Origin of the sequence: Streptomyces sp. NEAU-sy36 (genome assembly GCF_013423905.1) — a bacterium.
GTDB classification, from domain to species: Bacteria; Actinomycetota; Actinomycetes; order Streptomycetales; family Streptomycetaceae; genus Streptomyces; species Streptomyces misionensis.
Genome location: NZ_CP058977.1, coordinates 2,096,457 through 2,110,168 on the forward strand (window position 1 = coordinate 2,096,457; position 13,712 = coordinate 2,110,168).

The 13,712-nt window shown below is 74.2% G+C and carries 13 protein-coding genes and 1 tRNA gene; 8 read left to right on the forward strand and 6 right to left on the reverse strand.

The genetic code is table 11. The annotated features are described in order from the left end of the window. The first annotated feature begins 43 nt into the window (after positions 1 to 43). The 3 genes from HZZ00_RS09560 to HZZ00_RS09570 are packed head-to-tail and all read left to right on the forward strand — an operon-like array spanning position 44 to position 2,755. On the forward strand, positions 44 to 358 hold the full coding sequence (locus HZZ00_RS09560; protein ID WP_070028030.1) for a dsRBD fold-containing protein: 315 nt from the start codon (positions 44 to 46) through the stop codon (positions 356 to 358). 11 nt (positions 359 to 369) lie between these two features. After that, a complete protein-coding gene (locus tag HZZ00_RS09565) occupies positions 370 to 1,647 on the forward strand; it encodes a phosphoribosyltransferase family protein (RefSeq protein ID WP_180331795.1) in 1,278 nt (425 codons plus the stop codon). Positions 1,648 to 1,666: 19 nt separating this feature from the next. Beyond that, positions 1,667 to 2,755 (forward strand): CapA family protein, encoded by a 1,089-nt coding sequence (locus tag HZZ00_RS09570; RefSeq protein ID WP_180331796.1) that lies wholly within the window; start codon positions 1,667 to 1,669, stop codon positions 2,753 to 2,755. Here the strand turns inward: HZZ00_RS09570 and HZZ00_RS09575 are convergent. From HZZ00_RS09575 to HZZ00_RS09585, 3 genes are all read right to left on the reverse strand, one after another. Beyond that, a complete protein-coding gene (locus HZZ00_RS09575) occupies positions 2,752 to 3,129 on the reverse strand; it encodes a hypothetical protein (protein WP_180331797.1) in 378 nt (125 codons plus the stop codon). The two genes, HZZ00_RS09570 and HZZ00_RS09575, sit on opposite strands and share 4 nt — an antisense overlap. 115 nt (positions 3,130 to 3,244) lie before the next feature. Beyond that, a complete protein-coding gene (gene polX / locus HZZ00_RS09580; RefSeq protein ID WP_180331798.1) occupies positions 3,245 to 4,969 on the reverse strand; it encodes a DNA polymerase/3'-5' exonuclease PolX in 1,725 nt (574 codons plus the stop codon). A gap of 70 nt (positions 4,970 to 5,039) precedes the next feature. Then, positions 5,040 to 5,127: transfer RNA gene (locus HZZ00_RS09585), tRNA-Leu, on the reverse strand. A gap of 213 nt (positions 5,128 to 5,340) precedes the next feature. Here HZZ00_RS09585 and HZZ00_RS09590 point away from each other — a divergent pair. From HZZ00_RS09590 to HZZ00_RS39030, 3 genes are all read left to right on the forward strand, one after another. Next, positions 5,341 to 6,666 (forward strand): M20/M25/M40 family metallo-hydrolase, encoded by a 1,326-nt coding sequence (locus HZZ00_RS09590; RefSeq protein WP_180331799.1) that lies wholly within the window; start codon positions 5,341 to 5,343, stop codon positions 6,664 to 6,666. 142 nt (positions 6,667 to 6,808) lie between these two features. Beyond that, on the forward strand, positions 6,809 to 7,042 hold the full coding sequence (gene chpH / locus HZZ00_RS09595; RefSeq protein ID WP_074991889.1) for a chaplin ChpH: 234 nt from the start codon (positions 6,809 to 6,811) through the stop codon (positions 7,040 to 7,042). 139 nt (positions 7,043 to 7,181) lie between these two features. After that, positions 7,182 to 7,970 (forward strand): chaplin, encoded by a 789-nt coding sequence (locus HZZ00_RS39030; protein WP_180331800.1) that lies wholly within the window; start codon positions 7,182 to 7,184, stop codon positions 7,968 to 7,970. A 107-nt stretch (positions 7,971 to 8,077) separates the two neighbouring features. On the opposite strand, the gene HZZ00_RS09605 is transcribed toward HZZ00_RS39030, so the two are convergent. After that, positions 8,078 to 8,266 (reverse strand): DUF5703 family protein, encoded by a 189-nt coding sequence (locus HZZ00_RS09605; RefSeq protein WP_005485166.1) that lies wholly within the window; start codon positions 8,264 to 8,266, stop codon positions 8,078 to 8,080. A 47-nt stretch (positions 8,267 to 8,313) separates the two neighbouring features. On the opposite strand from HZZ00_RS09605, the gene HZZ00_RS09610 reads away from it, so the two are divergent. After that, positions 8,314 to 9,069 carry a hypothetical protein gene (locus HZZ00_RS09610; protein ID WP_180331801.1) on the forward strand — a complete coding sequence of 252 codons (756 nt, stop codon included), beginning with the start codon at positions 8,314 to 8,316 and terminating at the stop codon, positions 9,067 to 9,069. Between the two features lie 60 nt (positions 9,070 to 9,129). Here HZZ00_RS09610 and HZZ00_RS09615 read toward each other — a convergent pair whose 3' ends face one another. Beyond that, positions 9,130 to 11,412 carry a helix-hairpin-helix domain-containing protein gene (locus tag HZZ00_RS09615; protein ID WP_180331802.1) on the reverse strand — a complete coding sequence of 761 codons (2,283 nt, stop codon included), beginning with the start codon at positions 11,410 to 11,412 and terminating at the stop codon, positions 9,130 to 9,132. Further along, positions 11,409 to 12,392, reverse strand: coding sequence for an aldo/keto reductase (locus HZZ00_RS09620; RefSeq protein WP_070027867.1), 984 nt, complete (start codon positions 12,390 to 12,392; stop codon positions 11,409 to 11,411). Before HZZ00_RS09620 ends, HZZ00_RS09615 begins: the two co-directional genes overlap by 4 nt. Positions 12,393 to 12,531: 139 nt before the next feature. Between HZZ00_RS09620 and HZZ00_RS09625 the strand changes: the two genes are divergently transcribed. Then, positions 12,532 to 13,587 carry an LLM class F420-dependent oxidoreductase gene (locus tag HZZ00_RS09625; RefSeq protein ID WP_180331803.1) on the forward strand — a complete coding sequence of 352 codons (1,056 nt, stop codon included), beginning with the start codon at positions 12,532 to 12,534 and terminating at the stop codon, positions 13,585 to 13,587. The last annotated feature ends 125 nt before the right edge of the window (positions 13,588 to 13,712 follow it).

Genomic DNA, 13,712 nt, shown 5'->3' on the forward strand with positions numbered 1-13,712 from the left:
CCCCATGCGCCCCGGGACCGGCCGCGAGGAGGAGGGACGGACGATGACCCGACCCGTGACGAGCCACCATCCTCCGGCCGTCAAGGAGTGGCGGCTGAGCCTGTACCTGTCCGAGCACGATCCGGACACCACGGCCCGGATCGTCCTCGACACCGGGGACAACGTCCTGGAGAGCCACGCCGAGGCCCGTCGCAGCCCCGACGACCACGACGTCCCCGAGATCGGCGACGAACTGGCCGCCGGACGCGCCCTGATCGCCATGGGCCGTCTGCTGGTGCGCGCCGCCAACGGCGACATGCGGGCGCTGGGCGCGGCCGAGGAGGAGAGTCCCGTGCCGCTCTGGCTGCCCCGGGAGTGACGGAGCCCGCCGTGCGGTTCGCCGACCGGCTGGAGGCGGGGCGGCGGCTCGGCCGCCGCCTGGAGTACCTGCGCGGCCAGGACGTGGTGGTGCTCGGGCTGCCGCGCGGGGGAGTGCCGGTCGCCGCCGCCGTCGCCGAGGCCCTGGACGCGCCGCTCGACGTCTGTCTCGTACGCAAACTCGGCGTGCCCTACCAGCCGGAGCTGGCCATGGGCGCGATCGGCGAGGACGGCGTACGCGTGCTCAACCCGGACGTGCTGCGCGGCACCGGAGTGAGCGACGAGGAACTCGCCCGCGTCGAGGAGCGCGAGCGCCGGGTGCTCGCCGAGCGGGCCGGACGCTACCGGGGCGAAGGCCCCTCCGCGTCCGTCGCCGGCCGGACCGCCGTGGTGGTGGACGACGGGGTGGCCACCGGCTCCACCGCCCGCGTCGCCTGCCGGGTCGCCCGCGCCCGCGGCGCCGCCCGCATCGTGCTCGCGGTCCCCGTCGCCCCCGGAGACTTCGCCCGCCGCCTCGGCGGGGACGCCGACGAACTGGTCTGCCTGGAGACACCCTGGGACTTCGCCGCCGTCGGCCAGTTCTACGACGACTTCGCCCAGACCGAGGACGACGAGGTCACCGCTTGCCTGCGCCGCCGTCGGCACACCGCGGCAGCGGGCCGCGAGGTGACGGTGCCGGCCGGAGCCGTCCGGCTGGCCGGCCGGCTCACCGTGCCCGGCGACGCCACCGGCGTCGTGGCCTTCGCGCACGGCAGCGGCAGCAGCCGGCACAGCCCGCGCAACCGGTACGTCGCCGAGGGCCTGCACCGCGCGGGGCTCGCCACCCTGCTGTTCGACCTGCTCACCGACGCCGAGGAGGGGGACCGGGACAACGTCTTCGACATCCCCCTGCTGGCCGCCCGGCTCCTGGCCGCCACCCGCTGGCTGCGCGCCGAACCCGCCGTGCGGGACCTCGCCGTCGGCTACTTCGGCGCCAGCACCGGCGCGGCCGCCGCCCTGTGGGCCGCCGCCGAGGGGCGCCCCGCCGCCGTCGTCTCCCGGGGCGGCCGGCCCGACCTCGCCGGGCCCCGGCTCACCGAGGTCACCGCACCGACCCTGCTGATCGTCGGCGGCGCCGACCCGCTGGTCCTCGACCTCAACCGGGACGCGCAGACCCGGCTGCGGTGCGAGAACCGGCTGGCGACCGTGCCCGGCGCCACCCACCTCTTCGAGGAGCCCGGAACGCTGGACCGGGTGACCGAACTGGCCCGCGACTGGTTCACCGACCACATGGCACCCGCACACGTCTGACCCGCGCCCGGGACGACCCATGCCCGAGGGAACCGTCACCTTCGCCCTCACCGGTGACGTCATGCTCGGCCGGGGAGTCGACCAGATCCTCCCGCACCCCGGCGACCCGGCCCTGCGCGAGGACTTCGTCCGCGACGCCCGCGACTACGTCGCCCTCGCCGAGGCCGCCAACGGCCCCATCCCCCGTCCGGTGGACGCCTGCTGGCCCTGGGGCGAGGCGCTGCCCGCGCTGGAGCGGGCCGCGCCGGACGTGCGCGTGCTCAACCTGGAGACCGCCGTCACCGCGGACGGCGACTTCGCCCCCGGCAAGGCCGTCCACTACCGGATGCACCCCGCCAACCTGCCCTGCCTCACCGCCGCCCGCCCCGACGTCTGCGCCCTCGCCAACAACCACGTCCTCGACTTCGGCCCGCGCGGTCTGACCCGGACGCTGGCCGCCCTGACGGCGGCGGGCCTGCGCACGGCCGGCGCGGGCCGCGACACCGACACGGCCCGCCGCCCGGCGGCCGTCCCGCTGCCGGCAGGCGGCCGGGCCCTGGTCTTCTCCTACGGCCTGCCCTCCAGCGGCATCCCCCACGACTGGGCCGCCACCGCCGGCCGGCCGGGAGTCGCCCTGCTCACCGAGGACGCACTGCGGGACCTCGCCGACCGCCTGCGCCGCCCCGGCGACCTCGTCGTCGTCTCCGTCCACTGGGGCCCCAACTGGGGCTACGCCGTCTCCCACGCCGAGACCCGTCTCGCCCACGCGCTCGTCGACGCGGGCGCCGACATCGTCCACGGACACTCCTCGCACCACCCCCGCCCCCTGGAGATCCACCGCGGCCGACTCGTCCTGTACGGCTGCGGCGACTTCGTGGACGACTACGAGGGCATCGGCGGCCAGGAGCGCTACCGCGACGACCTCCGGCTGCTCCACCTGGCCTCGCTCGACCCGGCCACCGGCCGCCTGACCGGCCTGCGGCTCGTGCCCTTCCAGGCCCGCCGGATGCGCCTGGAACCCGCCTCCCGGCAGGACACCGCCTGGCTGCGCACCACCCTCGCCCCCCGCGCCCGGGGCGCCCGCATCGAAGAATCGACCGACGGCACCCTGACCGTACGGGTCCTCTAGCCCACTCGGTCGTCGTAGCTCTTGAGGGTCTTCGCGGCACCGGTGGCCGACTTCAGGTAGTCGTTCTCCGACTTCAGGCTCTCGTTCTCCGCTGTCGCCTCCGCCAACTGCACGACGAGTCCCGCCGCCATGGACAGGAGGCCGTCGCGCTCTTCCTGGAGTCCCTTGCACTTCCAGGCGAGGGCCCCGATGGTGGTGGCGGCCAGAACACCGGCGCCGGCCTTGACCACGACCCCGGCCTTGCCGAACCGGCCTCCGGCCGGCCCGGCATCGTCCTTGCCGGTGCAGACGTGGCCCGTCTGTTGTGAGTGCTGTTGGGCATCACCCAGATGGTGGCTCCGGTACGAGCACGATCCGCATCGGTAACGGGTCATCAGTCGTTCCTCTCCCGTAGGGAGAAGAGCGTGGCACAGGTCTCGTGCCCCCGGCGACCACTTGGTCGACTCCCGTACGACCACCAGCCGGTCGAGCCACCCGCTCAGTGCAGATCTAGCGCCCGCCCTTGCGCAGGAACCGGCGCAGCCGGGTCAGCGGCCAGGTGTTGATCACGTCGTCCGGGGTCAGCCAGCCCCGCTGGGCGGTGCCGATGCCGTACCGCAGCTGTGCCAGGTGCGGCACCGAGTGCGCGTCGGTGTTCACCGCGAACCGCACCCCGTGCGCCCGCGCCCGCAGGATGTCCTCGTCGCACAGGTCGAGCCGGTCCGGCTGTGCGTTGACCTCCAGCGCCGTGCCCGTGCGCGCGCAGACCGCGAAGACCTCGTCCCAGTCCGCGTCCACGCCCGGCCGCCGGCCGATCAGCCGGGTGGTGGGATGCCCCAGGACATTGACGTACGGGTTCTCGCAGGCCTGCACCAGCCGCCGGGTCATCGCCGCGCGGCCCAGGTCGAAGTGCGAGTGCAGCGAGGCCACGCACAGATCGAAACCGGCCAGGAACTCGTCGGGCCAGTCCACCTCGCCCTCCGGCCCGATGTTCAGCTCCGTGCCGTGCAGCAGCCGCATCCGGCGGTGCTTCCCGTCCAGCTCCCGCAGCCGCGCCCGCTGGCCGAGGATCTTCTCGTCGGTCATCCGCTGCATGTGCAGGTTCGGCGCGTGGTCGGTCACCGCGTAGTACGCATACCCGCGCGCCGCGGCCGCCTCCACCATCGCCTCCAGCGACGCCAGCCCGTCGGTCAGATCGGTGTGGGTGTGCAGATCACCGCGGACGTCCCGCTCGGTCACCACCTCGGGCAGTTCCCCGCGCAGGGCCGCCTCGATCTCCCCGCGGTCCTCGCGCAGCGCCGGCTCGATCCACGGCAGGCCCAGCCGCGCGTACACCTCCTCCTCGGTGCGCGAGGCCACGGACTCCTCGCTCCGCGCGTCGAACACGCCGTACTCCGACAGCTTGAGCCCCCGGCGCACCGCGATGGTCCGGGTCCGGATGTTGTGCGCCTTGGACCCGGTGAAGTACTGCAACCCAGCGCCCCACGACTCCGGCGGCAGCACCCGCAGATCCACCTGGAGCCCCTTGCCGGTGCGCACCGACGTCTTCTTCGCGCCCCGCGCGATCACCTCGGCGGTGCCCGGCAGTTCGCACAGCGCTTCCATGAACGGCCCCGACTTCCGCGCCGCCACCAGCACGTCCAGATCCCCGACCGTCTCCCGCATCCGCCGCAACGACCCCGCGTAGGCACACCGCCGGCAGCCGGTCACCCCGGACAGCGCGGCGACGATCTCCTCGGCGGTGTCCAGCGCGAGCGGCAGCGGCACCCGCGCCCCCGCCCGCCGCAGCAACTCGATGCCGTGCCGGATGTTGTCCTGCGTCTTCTCCCCGAACCCCTTGAGATCGGCCAGCGCGTCCGACTCGATCGCGGCGGCCAGCTCGTTCACCGACGAGATGTGCAGGTCCTCGTACAGTCGCAGGGCCTTCTTCGGACCGAGGGTCGGGATGGTGATCAACTCCCGCACCCCGGCCGGAATCCTGGCCCGCCGCTCCTCGACCACGGCCATCGTCCCGGTGCGCAGGTACTCGGCCACCTTGTCGGCGATCGACCGCCCCACGTTCGGGATCTCCCGCAGCCCGTCCTCGTCCAGCTTGGCGACGTCGGCCGGATACCCGCCGATGGCCCGCGCCGCCTTCTCGTAGGCGCGCGCCTTGAACGCGTCGCCTCCGGTGATCGCGATGAGGTCCGCGTACTCCCGCAGCAACGCCTCGACCTCGTCATTGGCCCGGGGCACGGGACCAAGTCTAGGAACCCACCCGCCCCCCGGCACACGAAAGGGCCCCCGCCGAAGCAGGGGCCCTCACTGGTGTCCGAGGGGGGACTTGAACCCCCACGCCCGATAAAGGGCACTAGCACCTCAAGCTAGCGCGTCTGCCATTCCGCCACCCGGACAAGGTGTCTGTCGTGCGCGGGCTTCCCTCGGTGGGGTCTCCCTCGCGGCGACGAAGGAAACATTACCAGGCTTTCGGAGGTGGCTGATCACCCCCCGCTCCGGGCCGGGCCGGCGTGAACGGCGTGTGACGGGCCGGGACCGGTCTTGGGCCCGGGGCGGGGGCGGAGGGAGGATGAGGGGGACCACCAGCAGGGAAGTCGGGAGGAAGCAGCGTGAGCGAGACGGACACGGCCCAGGGCGTCACCGGCGAGGACGAGGTCGTGGACCTCTGCCGCGAGCTGATCCGGTTCGACACCAGCAACTACGGCGACCACTCCGGCCCCGGTGAGCGCAAGGCCGCCGAGTGGGTCGCCGAGAAGCTCGCCGAGGTCGGCCTGGAGCCCAGGATCTACGAGTCGCACCCGGGCCGCGCCTCCACCGTGGCCCGCATCGCGGGGGAGGACCCGTCCCGGCCCGCCCTGCTGATCCACGGCCACCTGGACGTGGTGCCGGCCAACGCCGACGACTGGACCCACCACCCCTTCTCCGGCGAGATCGCCGACGGGTGCGTGTGGGGCCGCGGGGCGGTCGACATGAAGGACATGGACGCCATGACCCTCGCGGTCGTGCGCGACCGGCTGCGCAGCGGGCGGAGGCCCCCGCGGGACGTCGTGGTCGCCTTCCTCGCCGACGAGGAGGCGGGCGGCACCTTCGGCGCCCGGTACCTGGTCGATCACCACCCCGAGCTGTTCGAGGGCGTCACCGAGGCGATCAGCGAGGTCGGCGGCTTCTCCTTCACCGTGAACGAGCAGCGGCGGCTCTATCTGATCCAGACGGCCGAGAAGGGCATGCACTGGATGAAGCTCACCGTGGCCGGCACCGCCGGGCACGGCTCCATGATCCACCGGGACAACGCCATCACCGAGCTGTCCGAGGCCGTCGCCCGGGTCGGCCGGCACAAGTTCCCGGTGCGGGTCACCAAGACCACCCGGGCCTTCCTCGACGAGCTGGGCGACGCGCTCGGCACCGAGCTGGACCCGGAGGACATGGAGGCCACGATCGCCAAGCTCGGCGGTATCGCCAAGCTGATCGGCGCGACCCTGAGCAACACCGCCAACCCCACCCAGCTGAACGCCGGTTACAAGGTCAACGTCATCCCCGGCGAGGCCACCGCGCACATCGACGGCCGCTTCCTGCCCGGCTACGAGGAGGAGTTCCTCGGCGACCTCGACCGGCTGCTCGGGCCGCACGTCCGCCGCGAGGACGTGCACGCCGACAAGGCCGTCGAGACGACCTTCGACGGCGCCCTGGTGGAGGCCATGCAGGCGGCCCTGCTCGCCGAGGACCCCGCCGCCAAGGCGATCCCGTACATGCTGTCCGGCGGCACCGACGCCAAGTCCTTCGACGACCTCGGCATCCGCGGCTTCGGCTTCGCGCCGCTGAAGCTGCCGCCGGAGCTGGACTTCGCGGGCATGTTCCACGGCGTGGACGAGCGGGTGCCGGTGGACGGGCTCCAGTTCGGCGTCCGCGTCCTCGACCGCTTCATCGACGCCTCCTGAGGCGCCCGGACATTCGGGTACGCGTTCGAGATCGACTGAGAAGGGTGAATGCGACCATAAGCTCGTAGCTCCAATACTCCCTCCTCGTTACAGGTGATGCGGTCCCCGCACCTTGGGGCCGCCTTGCCAACGAGGAGGAACAATGATCAAGAAGGTCGTCGCCGCTGCGGCTGCCACCGGTGGGCTGGTTCTCGCGGGCGCGGGCCTGGCCGTCGCCGACTCCGGTGCCCAGGGTGCCGCGGTGCACTCCCCGGGTGTCGTCTCCGGCAACGTCGTTCAGGTGCCCGTGCACGTCCCGGTGAACGTGTGCGGCAACACGATCAACGTGATCGGGCTCCTGAACCCCGCCTTCGGCAACACCTGCGTCAACAGCTGATGCCGGCTCCCCGAGGGGCCATCCACCCCGAGGGGACGTCTTTTGCGAGCCGTCGGCCTCGGCGCGCGCGATGCGCTCCGAGGCCGATCGGCCTTTTCCAGACAGCGAAGGCAAAGCGAAGGCAGGGGGGTACGTACCAATGCGACAAAGCACCCGTAAGGGTCTGATGACCATGGCGGCGGCAACCGGGGTGATCGCGGCCGCGGCCGGCGTGGCCCACGCGGACGCGGGCGCGTCCGGCGCCGCGGCCGGCTCGCCCGGCGTTCTGTCCGGCAACACCGTGCAGGTGCCGGTGCACGCGCCGGTGAACGTCTGCGGCAACACCGTCAACGTCGTCGGGCTCCTCAACCCGGCGATGGGCAACGCCTGCGTCAACTCCGGTGGCGGCCAGGGAGGTCAGGGGCACGGCGGCTCCGGAGGCCCGGGGGGCGCACACGCGGGCGGGCACACCACGGGCTCGCCGGGCGTCGGATCGGGCAACACCGTCCAGGTGCCGATCGACGTCCCGGTGAACGTCTGCGGCAACAGTGTCGATGTCGTCGGGGTGGGCAACCCCGCCCTGGGCAACGAATGCGCCAACGGCGGCGGAACACACGGCGGGGGCCACACCAACCCGCCGGGCCACCCTGGTCACCCGGGCCACCCCGGTCACCCGGGCCACCCGAGTCACCCCGGCCAGCCGGGTCGGCCGACTCAGCCGGGCCACCCGGGAACGCCGCACCAGCCGGGCACCCCGCACCACCCGGGCACCCCGGCCACCCCGCCCGCCGCGAACGCGCACACCCCCCAGGGCTCCTCCGCGTCCCTGGCCACGGGTCAGCTCGCGCACACCGGTAGCGAGCTGCCGCTGGGCGTCGCGCTGTCGGCCGGCGCGGGCGCGCTGCTCGCGGGCGCGGTGATGTACCGCAAGGCGCGAGCCAGGGCCTAGCGAAGCGGTCGGGCACGCCCTGGCGGACGGCGGGGACGGAGCGGGCCGGTCACATACCGGCGGGCCCGCTTCGTTTCCATGTCCCCGCCCGGTTCAGCGTCTTCGTCTCACCACGTGGCCCGCACCTGGCGGATGATCCGCCGGCGCAGCCGCACCCTGCGGCTGCCGTCGCGCAGCAGGCTCAGTCGGTCCAACTCCCAGTGTCCGTACTCGGCATGGTCCGTCAGCAGGCGTGTGGCGTCCTTGCGGGAGACCCCGCGAGGCACGTACACGTCGACAAATTCGTATTCCGGCATCGCATCTATTGTGCGGGCTGGTGCCCGGTACGGATAGCGTCTGCACTATGTCTGATGCTGCGCAGCCCACCGCTGCCGAGGTACGCGCCGCCGCCGAGGCGGTCAAGACCGCGCTCGACCGTCACCTGGCGGCGGTCGAACGCAGGTCCGGAGACGACGACCCGGCCGTCTTCGAGGCGTTCAACCAGCTGGCCGCGGCCGCCGAGGCGTACGACGAGCTGCTGTACGACCGCTACGACGAAGTCACCCCCTTCGAGATCCCCGGTGCCGACGAGACGCTGCCGCCGTACGCCGGCCCCGAGGAGCCCCATGCGATCAGCGTCCTGATCCGCCGCGACTACACCGTCGCGGAGCCCCAGCGGCTGCTGGCCCAGGCCGAGCGGGTCGAGGCCGCGGACTACGAGGACGTCACCGGCGTGGACGAGGACGCGGCCGGCACCGTCCCCGGGGCGCTGGGCCTGCTCTTCGGCGAGTTCGAACCGGACGAGATCGCCTCCCGGCACAAGGAGTTCGGCCTGGAGGAGGGCGACTCCACGCTCTGGGTCACCGCCGCCGAGGAGGCGCCGGAGGCCGGGGAGTGGCTGGAGGCCCCGTTCGAGCACATCGACGCGCAGGCGGTGGTGTGCCGGTTCGACGTCAGCGCGGTCTTCGACGACGAGGAGGACGACGTCGACACCGCCGACGAGGACGAGGACGACGATCTCGAGTTCGTCGAGGACGAGGACGAGGAAGAGGACGAGGACGAGGACGGCGCGGGGACCGGGGCCGGGGCCGGGGGCCGGGCCCGGGGCGCCGGGAGGTGAGCGGGGCGGTGGTGCCGTAGCGGCCCGGCCGCCACGGCACCACCGGCCCCCGTCCCTCGGTCAGGCGGCCGGCGCCTGGGGGCGCAGCAGGGTGCCCAGCCGGGTCGTACGGGGCTTGGCCGGGACCTCCGCGACCGCTCGCGGCAGGGCCTGCTCCACGCCGTGCACCACGGACAGGTGCCGCTCGCCCCGCCCGAACGCCGTGTAGACCCACGGCCTGCTCAGCGCCTTCACGGCATCGCCGGGCAGCACCACGACGGCCGCGGGCCAGCGGCCGCCCACCGCCTGGTGCGCGGTCAGCGCCCAGCCGTGCCGCACCTCGCCCTCCACCCGCTCCCGCGGTACGACCACGGGGGCGCCCGCGCACGACAGGTGCAGCCCCTGCGTGTCGGCCTTCACCACGGTGCCCGGCACGGTCCGGCCCGGGGCGGGGGAGTGGACGATCCGGTCGCCGGGGTCGAAGCCGCCGAACCGGCCGGGGCCGGGGTTGAGGCGTTCCTTCAGGGCGGCGTTGAGGGCACGGGTCCCGGCCGCGCCGCCGTGGCCCGGAGTGATCACCACCATCTGGTCCGCCGGGACGCCGAACGCGCGCGGCACCGAGTCCGCGACCAGCTGCACCGTGCGGTGCACGGCCTCGCCCGCGTCCCGCACCGGCACGATCACGACCTCCTTGCCGGGCGCCTCCACCTGGTTCAGCTCGCCGACACCGATGCCGGAGACCAGCTCGCCGACCGGGCCGGGATCGGGCAGCCGGGAGGCGAGCTGGGGGCAGACGCGGGCCGCGAGCAGATCGGCGAAGACCCGCCCGGGGCCTGCCGACCACAGCAGCGCCGGGTCCCCGCTGAGCACCAGCCGGGCCCCGTCGGGCAGCGACTCCACCAGCATCGCGGCGCTCTCCACGTCCAGCTGGGGCGCGTCCAGCACGAGCAGCAGATCGAGCTCCAGCGCCCCGTCCGCGTCTCGCGCGGGGCCCTCGTCCCCGGCCAGCAGCCCGGCGACGGTGCCGACGCCCGCCCGCGCCTCCGCTCCCGGGACCAGCGCGGCGAGCCGGTCCCGGCCGCCGGGCGTGTGGCAGACCGCGAAGGCCCGCAGGCCCGCGTCCCGGGCGGCGCCGAGCAGCGCCGCCGGTTCCGCGCGGGCCGCCTCCCCGCCGGTGTGCAGCACCAGGCCGTGCCCGGCGACCGCGCGGGCCAGCTCCGCCGCGCCGCCCGACAGCGCGGCGACGGCCGCGGCCCAGGACTGCGCCGCCTCCCGGGACGGCGCGTCGACCAGCCGGGCCAGGCCGTCGGCGAGGCTCTCCTCGGCCAGCGCGTACCGCTCCAGGGCGACGAGGACCCGTACCGGGCGCTCCGCCTCCTCGTCCTCCTCCTGCGGGGCCGCCGGAGCGCCCGGCTCGTCCAGCGGGTCCTCGAAGACCAGGGCGTCGCCTTCGGCGAGGGCGCTCTGCACCGCCCCGTCCGGGTCCGGCACGCCCTGCCGGGCCAGTGCCGCGGTGAGCGCGGGCAGGTCCAGGGCGGTGTGCCCGGCGAGGGCCGCCTGCTCCAGCAGCCAGACCGTCACCGCGCGGCCCCGCCGCTCGTCGTCCGGGCCGCAGCCGGGGCCGAGCAGGGCCCGCGCGAAGCCGTCCGCCTGCTCGGGCCGCACCCCGGGAACGCGCAGCAGCTGCCAGGGGTCCTCCCGCAGGGCCGGCCCGGCGCCCTCGCCGAGCGCGGTGGCCGTCTGGAGCGCGAGGGCCTCCGGGGCGCCGCCCTCGGCCAGCACCCGGCGGACGGCCTCGACCGTCTCCTGCGCGGGCCCGCTGAGGGCGGGCGCGGGCCGCGCGTGGCGCACCGGCTCCGCGGCGGGGGACGGACGGGCCGGGGCGGCCGCGGGGCCCGCCCCGGTCTGCCGCTCGGACCCGGAGCCGGGCTCGGGCACCGGTTCGGGCGTGGGCACCGGTTCGGGCGTGGGCGCGGTGAACACCGTGCCCGCCGGCTTTCGGCCGCCCTCCACGGCCCGGACGGCGGCCAGCAGGTCCGCCGCCTTCCCGCTCAGCTTGGCGCCGCTCTCGATGGGGCCGTTCTTCTCCGCCTTGCGCCGCTCGATCCGCTCCCGTTCGATCCGCTGCGCGGCCAGCTCGGCCTCGGCCTCGGACAACTCGGACGAAGCGGCACCCTCGCCGGACGCCGCTCCCGCGTCGCCGTCCGCCCGCTGCGCGGTCTCCGGCGCGTCGGTCCCGGCGCCGCCGTCGGCCTCCGCCTCGGCGGTACCGGGGGCGCCCTCGGCGTCCTGCGGCGCCGGCACCCCCGATGTGTCCGGCGTCCCCGGCCCGGCTTCCTCCGTGGTCTCCGGCTCCGTGCTCACAGCGTGCTCCAGTCGTGATCGGGATAGCGGTGCAGGGGCGCCGACACGTCGTCCAGCGCCCGGCAGATCTCGTCAGGAAGACTAAGCGCCTCCACTGACAACGCTGCCGTGAGCTGCCGCGCGGTGCGTGCGCCGACGATCGGCGCGGTGACTCCCGGACGGTCCCGGACCCAGGCGAGCGCCACCTGGAGCGGGGTCACCGCGAGGCCGTCGGCGGCCGTGGTCACCGCGTCCACGATGCGGGTCGCCGTGTCGTCCAGATACGGCTCCACGAACGGCGCCAGGTGCTCGGACGCGCCACGCGAGTCGTCCGGCACTCCGTGCCGGTACTTTCCGGTCAGCACGCCCCGGCCGAGCGGGGAGGAGGGCAGCAGGCCCACGCCCAGGTCCAGCGCGGCGGGCAGCACCTCGCGCTCCACGCCCCGCTGGAGCAGCGAGTACTCCATCTGCGTGCTGGCCAGCCGGGTGCGGGTGCCCGGCGCGGCGAGCTGCCAGGTGGCCGCCTTGGCCAGTTGCCAGCCGCAGAAATTGGACACCCCCGCGTACCGCGCGCGGCCGCTGGACACCGCTATGTCGAGCGCCTGGAGCGTCTCCTCCAGCGGGGTGCCCGCGTCGTAGGCGTGGATGTGCCAGAGGTCGACGTGGTCCGTGCCCAGGCGGGCCAGCGAGGCGTCCAGCGCGGCCAGCAGATGGCCGCGGGAGCCGTCGAAGCGGCGCTCGGGGTCGGGGACGCTGCCCGCCTTGGTGGACAGGACCAGGTCACGGCGCGGGACCAGCCGTTCCATCAGCCGCCCGAGCAGGTACTCCGCCTCTCCGTCGCCGTAGACGTCGGCGGTGTCGACGAGGGTGCCGCCGGCCTCCCAGAACGCCTTCAGCATGTCCGCGGCGTCGTGCTCCTCGGTGTCCCGGCCCCAGGTCAGGGTGCCGAGTCCGATCCGGGACACGCGCAGGCCGGTACGGCCGAGATGCCTCTGCTCCATGTCCGCGAGATTACTGGCCAGAACCGATGCGGTGGGTTGCCTGTGGACAACTCGTACGGGCCCGCACGGAGCGCCGCCCGCGCCCCCGCGCTAAGGTCGGCGCCACAGCGACGTTACTCACGGGTAAGGGGATTCGGCCATGCAGCTCGGCATCAACCTCGGCTACTGGGGCGCGGGAATGGACGGGGACAATCTGGCCGTGGCCAAGGAGGCCGACCGGCTGGGCTACGCCGTGTGCTGGGCCGCCGAGGCCTACGGCTCCGACGCGGCCACCGTGCTCAGCTGGGTCGCCGCCCAGACCGAGCGCATCGACGTGGGCTCCGCCATCTTCCAGATCCCGGCCCGCCAGCCCGCGATGACCGCGATGACGGCGGCCACCCTGGACACCCTCTCCGGCGGCCGGTTCCGGCTCGGCCTCGGCGTCTCCGGACCGCAGGTCTCCGAGGGCTGGTACGGCGTGAAGTTCGACAAGCCGCTGGCCCGCACCCGCGAGTACGTGGAGATCGTCCGCAGGGCGATGTCCCGGGAGCGGCTGTCGTACGAGGGCGAGCACTGGACGCTCCCGCTGCCCGGCGGCCCGGGCAAGCCGCTCAAGCTGACCGTGCACCCCCAGCGCGAGCACATCCCGCTCTACATCGCGGCGATCGGCCCGAAGAACCTGGAGCAGACCGGCGAGATCGCCGACGGCGCCCTGCTGATCTTCCCCGCCGCCGAGCACCTGGAGGAGACCACCCTCACGCATCTGCGGGCCGGCCGGGAGAAGGCGGGCAAGACCCTCGACGGGTTCGACGTGTGCCCGACCCTGCCGCTCGCCGTCGGCGCCGACCGGGACCTGGCCGCCCTCGCCGACACCTTCCGCCCCTACACCGCGCTGTACGTCGGCGGCATGGGCAGCGCCAAGCAGAACTTCTACAACCGGCTCGCGCGGCGCATGGGGTACGAGAAGGAGGCCGCCGAGATCCAGGAGAAGTACCTCGCCGGCGACAAGCAGGGCGCGGCCGCCGCGATCCCGCAGGACCTCATCGACAAGACGACGCTGCTGGGCTCCGTCGAGCGCATCGCCGACCGGATGAAGGCCTACGCCGACGCCGGGGTCACCACCCTCAGCCTCGCCCCCGCCGGCTTCACGCTGGAGGAGCGGCTCGCCTCCCTGCGCGCCGGCACCGAGGCCCTGGAGCACGCCGGGCTCGCCTGACGCGGAAGTCTTCGCGGCCGTGGTGGGGGCTCGGGGGGTCTTCCCCGCCACGGCCGTCACCCGGAACAACGCGCCGGGCGACGAGCGGTTACGAACCTCCGTGTCCTTCTTTCGGCCGAGCCGGG